General features: G+C 72.5%; 5 protein-coding genes. 3 read left to right on the top strand and 2 right to left on the bottom strand.

All coding sequences use genetic code 11. The annotated features are described in order from the left end of the window. Window positions 1-102: 102 nt before the first annotated feature. The gene (locus AC5LUJ_RS11920) at window positions 103-1,671 is read right to left on the bottom strand and encodes an FAD-binding oxidoreductase (protein WP_493464944.1); all 1,569 of its coding nucleotides are present in this window, start codon (window positions 1,669-1,671) and stop codon (window positions 103-105) included. A gap of 404 nt (window positions 1,672-2,075) precedes the next feature. On the opposite strand from AC5LUJ_RS11920, the gene ftsW reads away from it, so the two are divergent. The 3 genes from ftsW (at window position 2,076) to AC5LUJ_RS11905 (ending at window position 6,130) form a co-directional block, all read left to right on the top strand. Further along, entirely contained in the window at window positions 2,076-3,431 is a 1,356-nt protein-coding gene (ftsW, locus tag AC5LUJ_RS11915) for a putative lipid II flippase FtsW (protein ID WP_250285169.1), read from the top strand. Between the two features lie 555 nt (window positions 3,432-3,986). Beyond that, window positions 3,987-5,681, top strand: a complete 1,695-nt coding sequence (locus tag AC5LUJ_RS11910; protein WP_493464943.1) for an FAD-dependent oxidoreductase — start codon at window positions 3,987-3,989, stop codon at window positions 5,679-5,681. Continuing rightward, on the top strand, window positions 5,678-6,130 hold the full coding sequence (locus AC5LUJ_RS11905) for a 4Fe-4S binding protein (RefSeq protein WP_250285321.1): 453 nt from the start codon (window positions 5,678-5,680) through the stop codon (window positions 6,128-6,130). Before AC5LUJ_RS11910 ends, AC5LUJ_RS11905 begins: the two co-directional genes overlap by 4 nt. Window positions 6,131-6,765: 635 nt before the next feature. Here the strand turns inward: AC5LUJ_RS11905 and AC5LUJ_RS11900 are convergent. Further along, on the bottom strand, window positions 6,766-9,205 hold a 2,440-nt coding region (locus tag AC5LUJ_RS11900; RefSeq protein WP_493464942.1), incomplete at its 5' end, for a hypothetical protein.

Here is a 9,205-nt window from a genome sequence, read left to right as displayed (position 1 = left end):
CACCGTGTTCGCGATCGTCATGGCCGCGATCACTATGATCGCGATCATCGCGTTCGCGGCCATGGTGGCACGGCCTCGTCCGTCCTGGTGCCCGCCGGCTGGTCAGGATGTCTCCGGCAGCAGGACGTTCGGGTTGAGGATGCCGGCGGGATCGAGGGCCCGCTTGAGACGGCGGAACGCCGCGATCTCGCTGGGTGAGCGGTTCAGCGGCAGCCAGCGGCGTTTCGCCGTGCCGATCCCGTGCTCCGTGCTGATGCTGCCACCGCTGTCGGCGACGAGCCTGAACACGGCGTCCTCGATCCGCCGGTCCTCGGCGTCCCCGGCGGCGTCCTCGCCCCGGCCGCCGCTACCGCCGCCGCTACCGCCGCTGGTGCCGGTGACGTTGACGTGCACGTTGCCTTCGGCGACGTGGCCGAACAGCCAGGTCCTCGCCTCGGGGGCGATCCCCGCGACGGTGGCCGGGACAGCCTCGACGAACGAGGGCAGGACGCCCAGCGGCAGGGTGACGTCCATCTTGACGGGCGTGCCGAAGGTGCTGATCGACTCGGTGTGCCGTTCCCGGTAGGCCCACAGTGCGCGGCAGCCGCGCGCGTCGCCCGCCAGGGACGCGTCCTGGACCCCGGGCAGGCTGGCGACGGCGTCCGCCAGCGTCTCCAGCACGGTGGCCCGCCCGCCCGTCCCGGCACCACCGAGGCCACCGAGGCCACCGAGGCGCCCGGGACCTCCGGCACCGCCGCCGGTGACGCCCCGGCCCGCGATGTTCCTGCCGGGGATGCCGCCGGCGGTGACGCCGCCTCCCGCGTAGACGCCGGTCTCGTCCGCGATCTCGACCAGCAGGTAGGCCGGGTGCTGGCCCCGCAGCGGCCGGGACAGGTGGCAGGCGCGGATCACCAGCTCCAGGCCGGGGGAGAGCATCAGCTCGGCGGCCGCGAGCGCGGGCAGGCCGTTGCGCAGCAGGGATGCCGCGGTCACGGCCTGCTCCACCGAGGCGAAGCCGAGCAGCCCGACCGCCCGCGCCCGGGTGGCCGGTACCAGCCGGACCCGCACCGCCGTGACCACGCCGAGCGTCCCTTCGCTGCCCGCGAGCAGGGACGGCAGGTGGTAGCCGGTGTTGTCCCTGGGCAGGCCGGTGAGGTGGGAGACGATGCTGCCGTCACCCAGGACGGCCTCCACGCCGAGCAGCTGGGCCCTGGTGTCCCCGTGGCGCAGGACGCGCAGGCCGCCGGCGTTCGTCGCGACGGTGCCGCCGACCGTGGCGCTGTCCCGGCTGGCGAGGTCCACGCCGTAGGCGAGGCCGGCGGCGGACGCCGCCCGGTGCAGGCTGCTGACCAGCACCCCCGCACCGGCGGTGGCCTGCGCGGCCGCCGTGTCGACGGACAGGGTGCCGGTGAGCCCGCGCAGGCTCAGCACGATCTCCCCACGGGTGGGGACCCCGCCGCCGACGAGCCCGGTGTTGCCGCCCTGGGGCACCAGCGGGGCCCCGTACCGGGCGCAGGTCTCGACGACCGCGGCCACGCCGGCGGTGTTCGTCGGGCGGACGACGGCGGCCGTCCGCCCGACGAAGCGCCCGGTCCAGTCTCCGACGTAGCCGGCGACGATGTCGGGGTCGGTCAGCACGCGCGTGTCGCCGATCGCATCACGCAGTGTTTCCAGTACGGGGTCTCGGGCCATGGCGCAGGCTCTTCCTCGTGATCTCTTCGTCGTAGCCGGCCCGGCGGCGGGACGGGCCGGTGGGCCGGTGGGCCGGTGGGTCGGTGAGTCGGTGAGTCGGTGAGTCGGTTACGGCAACACGTATCACCGTTGCGATGGTGTGCTGCTTCGCATATCCGGGCGACTCCGCAGGGTTGATTGTTGTTCGGTGTGTCCGGTGGTTCCGTGGGCCGATGCCCGACACGCCCGCGATGGTCGGTGTCGAAAGGGCCTCCGGCGTGGACTATTCGGGGGAAGGCGTGACGGCGTTCCGCGCCGGGGTGCGTTCGTCCCGGTGCTCCGGGGATTCGTCGGGGGCGAGAACGAAAGGACGTGCCGGGGATGGAGCCGGGGATGGTGCCGGGGAGGGTGTCGGGGTGAGTGGCATGACCGGTCTGATGACGAGCCCGCCCCGGCCCGGTGTTTCCCGGCCGGCCGCGGGCGGCGGTGACGGCGACCGGGTGCCGCTGCTGGCCCGGCCGCTGGCGTCCTACTACCTGTTGCTGTTCTCCGCCGGCCTGTTGTTGCTGCTCGGTCTGATCATGGTGCTTTCCGCCTCCAGTGTGCGTGCTTTCGAGGAGCTGGGCTCCCCGTACGCGGTGTTCGCCCGCCAGGCGACCTGGGTGGGTATCGGCCTGCCCCTGCTGGTGCTCGGCAGCCGGCTGCCGGTCCGGGTGTTCCGGCTGCTGGCCTATCCCACGATGGTCGTTTCCCTGCTGTTGCTGCTGGTCGTGCTGACGCCGCTCGGCAAGTCGCTCAACGGCGCCCAGCGGTGGATCGAGCTCGGGCCGTACACGCTGCAGCCCAGCGAGATCGCGAAACTCGCCCTCGTCCTGTGGGGCGCCGATCTGCTGGTACGCAAACGCAAGCTGCTGGGGGAGTGGAAGCACCTGCTGGTGCCGCTCGTCCCCGGCGCGCTGCTGATCTCTGTTCTGATCATGCTTGAGCCGGACATGGGCACGACGATCGTGGTGCTCACGGTCCTGCTCACCCTGCTGTGGGTGGTCGGGACGCCACTGCGGGTGTTCGCCGCGCTCAGTGGGGCGATCCTGGCGGTCGGGACCATCCTGGCCGTCCGGGAGCCGTACCGGCTGGAACGGCTGATGTCCTACCGCGACCCCTTCGCGGACGCCCACGACACCGGCTTCCAGGCCGTGCAGGGCCTGTACGCGCTGGCCTCCGGAGGCTGGTGGGGGGAGGGCCTCGGAGCCTCCCGGGAGAAGTGGCCGGGGCTGCTGCCCAACGCCCACACCGACTTCATCCTCGCCATCATCGGGGAGGAGCTGGGCCTGCTCGGCACGCTGGTCGTCGTCATGCTCTTCGCCGTGCTCGGGTTCGCCGGCATCCGGGTCGCCCACCGCAGCACCGACCCGTTCATCCAGCTCGCCGCCGCGGCGGCCACCGGCTGGATCATCGGCCAGGCGGTGGTCAACATGGGGGCGGTGGTGGGGCTGCTGCCGATCACCGGCATCCCGCTGCCGCTGGTGTCCTTCGGCGGCTCCGCGCTGGTCCCGACGATGCTCACGGTGGGCATGCTGCTGTCGTTCGCCCGCCACGAGCCGGCGGCCGCCGCGGCGATCAGCTCCCGGGCGGCGGCCCGCCGCGACGCCCGGGACCGCGCCGGCGCCGACCACTGGTGGCAGCGCCTCCACGTCCAGCCGGGGCCCGGCCAGCAGACGCACGGCGGCTACCGCGCGGACGTCCGGTATGAGGACGATCCGCGGGCCTCCGTCCGCTGGTGATCCGTCGGTCTGCCTTTGCGTGCCGGTCCACCCGCGACGGGCGGTGACGAAGCCGGAACCGTCCACGGATGGTGACCGGGTGGCCGTTGCCCGGCCGGGCGTGACACAGGCCGGAAGCCTTGACGCACGGACGGTCAGTGGGAAAAGTGGTTCACATGTCGGTCGGAACGCGCCTGGTCCGGCGTCGCTGTGTCGACTTCGCGCGCAGCGACAGCTGTCTGTGTCGATAGGTCCCGGCACATTCGTTCTTCCGATCTTCTTTCGTGACTGAGACGCTGGCCGCGATCGGCTGGTGACGGACCGTTTGCCCGCAGGCTTTCCTCCGGCCGTGAGGGTGGACGCCGTTCCCGCGGACGCCGCTGGCGGCGGTCACTGTCCCCGTTGACCGTCCGGAACCGGATCTTCTCTATCGCTCTATCGCCGTGAGAAGGGACAGCCCGGCCAAGGGCTGAAGGACGGTCATCAAAGGCGGTGTGCTGACTGTGTCGCGCCGCCGGCGGCCCGGCGGGAAAAGCGAGAAGGGGAAAAGGATGGTGGAGCACCGGTGATGACCCCGTGACGTCCCAGCACGTGGAGTCGTTAGGCACCGCGCCGTTGGGTACCGCGCCGTTGGACGCGGCGCCGTTGGATGTGGTGCCGTGGGACCTGCACGCCGACGTGGTCGTCGTCGGTGGCGGGCTGGCCGGCACGTGGGCTGCCCTGGCCGCCGCCCGTCAGGGTGGCACGGTCGTCCTGGCGGAGAAGGGCTACTGCGGTACGAGTGGTGTGACGGCGACCGCCGGGGTCGGCCACTGGTGGGTGCCGCCGCGGGAACAGGACCGCGCCGAGGCGTTACGGGAACGCCAGGCCAGGGCTTTCGGGCTGGGCGAGGAAAGCTGGATGCGCCGCGTTCTCGCCCAGACCTGGGAGCTGCTGCCCACCATCGGTGAGACGTTCCGCTTTCCCACCGACGACGACGGGGCCACCCAGTACCGGACGGTGCGCGGCCCGGAGTATCTGCGGGCCATGCGGCGGCTGGTCAGGCGCGCGGGCGTGCGCATCCTCGACCACAGCCCCGTGCTCGAGCTGCTCGTCCACGCCGATGGCTCGGTGGCGGGCGTCCACGGGGTGCGCCGGCAGCCCGGCGAGGGCCGTCAGCCCGGGGCGGACTATCGGGTCGCCGCCGGCGCGGTCGTGCTGGCGACCGGCGGCTGCGGTTTCGCCTCCCGGCTGCTCGGCTCGCAGAACAACACCGGGGACGGATATCTGATGGCGGTCGAGGCGGGGGCGGAGCTCTCCGGTATGGAGTTCTCCAACTATTACACGCTGTCGCCGGCGTGGTCGACGATGACCCGGTCGATGTCCTATCTGTTCGGTACCTATTTTGACGCCGACGGCCAGGAAATCCCCCTGGGCGGGCCGTTGCACACCGAAACCCTGGCCCGGGCGATGCTGGCCGGCCCGGTGTACACCCGGCTCGACCGCACCCCGCAACACATCCAGCGGCAGATGCCGAGGGTGCAGCCCAATTTCATGCTTCCCTTCGACCGGAAGGGGATCAACCCGTACACCGACCTGTTCGAGGTCACCCTGCGTTGCGAGGGGACGATCCGCGGTACCGGTGGCCTGCGGATCGTCGACGACGACTGCGCGACCACGGTGCCGGGGCTGTTCGCCGCCGGTGACGCGGCCACCCGGGAGCTGGTGGCGGGCGCCACCTCCGGGGGCGGCGCCCAGAACTCCGCGTGGGCGTTGTCGTCGGGCACCTGGGCGGGCCGGGCGGCCGTCGCCCACGCGCGCCGGGCGGCCGGCCGTGGCGTGGGCGGGCCGGTCACGGCGGCCGGCCGCGCGGGGCTGCGGCCCGGGCGCTCGGCCCGGCCGGTGGACACCCGGGCGGTGGTCGCCGCCGTCCGGGCCGAGACGCACCCCTACGACAGGAACCTGTTCCGCCACGCCGACCGGCTGCGCGCGTCCCTGTCCGAGCTGGACGCCGCCTGGGACGAGGTGAGCGGGCACCTGCGGGCGACCGGCGTGGACGCCGTGCGGGCCCGGGAGGCCGCCGCGCTGGTGGCCTCGGCCCGGTGGTCCTACACCGCGGCGCTCGCCCGCGAGGAGAGCCGGGGCATGCATCAGCGTGAGGACGCCCCTGCGACCGACGACAGGTTCGCCCACCGGATTCTCGTGGGCGGGCTGGACCGGGTCTGGACCACACCGGAGCGCGGATCCGGAGCAACCGATCCCGCTGCCATCCCCGAAGGGATCGCCTTGTGATCGAGATTCTGCTCGCCGACCGGTGCACCAGGTGCAACATCTGTGTCCGGGTCTGCCCGACCAACGTCTTCGACGCCGTCCCCGGCGAGGTGCCGGCGATCGCGCGTCAGGAGGACTGCCAGACCTGCTTCATGTGCGAGATCTACTGCCCGGTGGACGCCCTGTTCGTCGACCCGGACTGTGACAGCCCGGCCGAGGTCTCCGCGGCCGAGGTCGCCGCGACCGACTGGCCCGGCCAGTACCGCCGCGACTCCGGCTGGGGCCGGTGGCGCCACGTCCACCGCAACGAGAGCTGGCGGATGGGGCCGATCTTCGCCGAGGCGTTCGAGATCCTGGGCATCCCCCGCCCGCCGTCCTTCCCGGCGGGTTCGGAGCGGCCCCTGCCAGCGCCGGCGGCCGGTCGGCCCTGGCCAGGTCATGGTGACCGCGGGCGGGCTGCAGGGGCGTGACGTGATTGCCCGCGTCCTGCTCGACCAGGGTGATCTCGTCGCCGCGCGCGGACGGGGTCACGCTCGCGCGCTCCGACCGGCCGGGCAGGTGGGACGCCCGGGCAGTGCGCGGTGCCGACAGCCGGCGAGAATGCGGCCGGGCCGGGCCGGGCCGGGACGCACGGGCAGGGCCACGGTCACGCGCCCGTCGGCCGGAACGGCCGGTCGGGGCGGGCCCTCGGGGAGTGTTCCGCGGGTCGCCGGGGCTTCGGCGCGGGTCAGGGATCTGATGCCTGGTCCGGGTTCGTCGTGTCGCGCTTCTCGGCCCGGTGAACCGCTCCGGGGCCCTCGAAGCTCTCGCTTTCTGACGTCAGCCCGGCAGGCACAACACCTCGCTGAGCCGGTCAGCTCGGTACAGACTCCCGCCGAACAATGCTGTCGACCTGGATGAAAGCCGCCAGCGCAATATCCAGCGGAGCGGTGTTTCGATCGAGCCAGGCGCGCATCTCGGACGCATCTGACATTGTCAGGTCGCTCCGAACGGCGAGCGAATATATGCCGAGCGGTGAGCCCGAGCCCATCACCGATCGCGAAACACGCCCCCCAGTCGTCCTCGATCGGAACCCCGGCCACGAAAGGGAGCGCCTCGGCTGCCATCACATGTCCGCGGCTAGCCGCCCACGGATCTCCGCGGCTTCCTCTGGGCGGCCCAGGCCGTCGAGGAGATCGGCCAGAAGATGGCAGCCAGATACGAAACGAGAACCGAAGGCCTCGGGAAGCCGATCGGTCAGAATACCCAAGATTTCCACCGCTTCAACGGCTGCCGCGACCGCGTCTTCTCCCCTCACCCCACGAAGAACCGACGCCATTACGGCCAGCGACGTGGCGAGGTTGGGGAGGTAGGCGTCGGGGGCGTTTTCCGCCAGCCGCCGGCGGATATTGGTGGCTTCTGTGGCGGGTGCGAGTGCTTCTGCCCGCCGCCCTACCTCCGACAGCCGGATCGCCAGATTGTTCTGGAGCCGGGCGAGTTCAGCCGCATCCTCGTAGGTGATCGGCTCGGCCGGGTGTTCAGGGCGGACGGTGGCGATGTGACGGTCAAGGACATGCGTGGTGAGCTGCACGGCGAAGGCGAGCAGCGACGTGGTGGCGTGGGGTAAAGCCGCCTCGACCGGGGTGAGGTCAACCTGGGATGGGACACGGGCAAGGACAGGGCTCTCCGACAGCCCGCCGGAGCTGGGGCCGCCGTCGAGAAGGCGGGCCAGGAGGGCGTGGCGTTGAGCGGCGCGGCTCACGACGGTGAGCATCCGCCGTACCTGATCATCCGTGGGCGGGCTCCCCACCGGCTGTTGGAGGAGCCGGTACGGCAGCGTTGTGGTCAGCGGGTCGCAGTCGTCGTCCACCGCACGGCGGATGACCCGGGCGACGAGTTCCTCGCCGAGCAGATCGGGCTGCAGCGGCGGCAGCCAGCCGTCGCTGTCCTCGGCGCTCGGGTACAGGTCGTGCAGCCAGCGGGCGATCTGCCTGGCCCGGGGGCCGTCCTCGGGGAGGCCGAGGGCGGCGCGCACCAGGGGGACGGCTTCCTTCAGGTTCGCCGCCCCGGCCAGCGTCGCGGCGGCGACCGCGGTTTCGACGTTGCCAGGCCCGGCGAGCCCATGGGCGAGGCTGCCGAACGCCTCCTCTGTCGGCCGGTAGAGCGTCTGCGTCCCGATCTTCTGATAGAGCCAGTGGTGGTCGCGTTCGATGTCGAGGATCCGGCCGAGAAGGTCCGCACCGCGTATCACCGCCGGTGACGACCCTCGACGGTCCTCGCCCGGCCGGGAGATGGGCAGCAGCGCACAGGCCGCGGCGATGTGCAGCATCAGGGCCGAGCCGAACTCCTCCCGGTTCAGGGATGGAACGGGAGGGTCCGCGACGAACGGCAGATCATGGTTCTCGGCGAAGAGCCGCACCGGCTCCCGCAGCGCCGCCACCACGGCGCGGAAGGCGCGTTCCCGTCCTTCGACAGTCGGTTCCAGCGCGGTGAGGGCCAGCTCCGGGTCACGCACCTCCGTCCCGGCCTCCTCCAGCATGCTGCGGACACCGGTCGAGGGCTGCGTCCACCAGTCACCGGTGGCGCGGGCCAGCAGCAGCAGCCGCCACCACGCCCGGGTGGCGGCCAGCTTTTCGACCAGCGGATGCAGACTGGCCGCCCCGTGTTCGGCGGCGTAGTCCACCACCACGAGCACGCTGTGCTCCAGGTGCGCGGCCACCGTCAACGCCGTACCGAGCCGGTCGAGATCACCCGGGCCCCGGAACAGCGCGGCCAGCCACCCGCCCGCACCGGCACGATCGGCCAGCAGCCACCGGGCCAGCCGGGTCTTGCCCTGACCGGCCGGGCCGACGATCAGCCATGCCGACCGCTGTGCGGGCGACCCACACCACGCATGAAGCTGATCGCGTTCTTTCTCCCGGCCCCGGAAGCCGGTGATCGCGGCGTCGGCCCGCAACAGCTCCACCAGCGACCGGGCCGGACCGGACCGCGGCGGATCTCCCCCCGCTGCCAGGGCCCGCTGCGCGCGGCGGGCCACCGCGTCCGCCACCGCTGTGAACCGTCCGGCCAGGTCGGCAACCCGGCTGGCATAGACCGTCCCGCCTTGGGCCTGCCACCGCTCTTCCCCTCGGGGAAAGCCATGGACCACACCAACGGCAACCTCCTCGGCGGCCGCGTCCGGCCCGGCCTTCCGCAGGACGGGGCCGCCGCTGAGCCCGCCCGGGCCCTCCGCGGACACCGCCGCCGCCTGATCGAAGAACAGCTCCAGCGACCAGGCCCCGGCCAGCCGGGCCCGCACGTCACTGATCTCACCGGAGAAAGCCCGGCCGTGAGGATTCCCCGTGCTGGCCGGGAACCCCTCAGCCCGCACCCCCTCCCGCGCGGACACCTCGATGCCCAACGGCACCGCCACCCGCTCGAGGCAGGCAGCCAGCCGCTCCGCCCCCACCGCCGGCCGGGGCTCCCGCCGCGGATCCACCACCAGCACGGCCGCGTCCAGCCCGCTCTCGTCAAGCTCGGCCACCCGCAGCGGTACCAGCAGGTAGCCCCCGCCGCCGGTGTCGGGG

It is taken from the genome of Protofrankia sp. CiP1_Cm_nod3 (genome assembly GCF_982290655.1).
The sequence above is the reverse complement of the archived record's forward strand: the minus strand, read 5'-3'. Positions and strand labels throughout refer to the sequence as shown.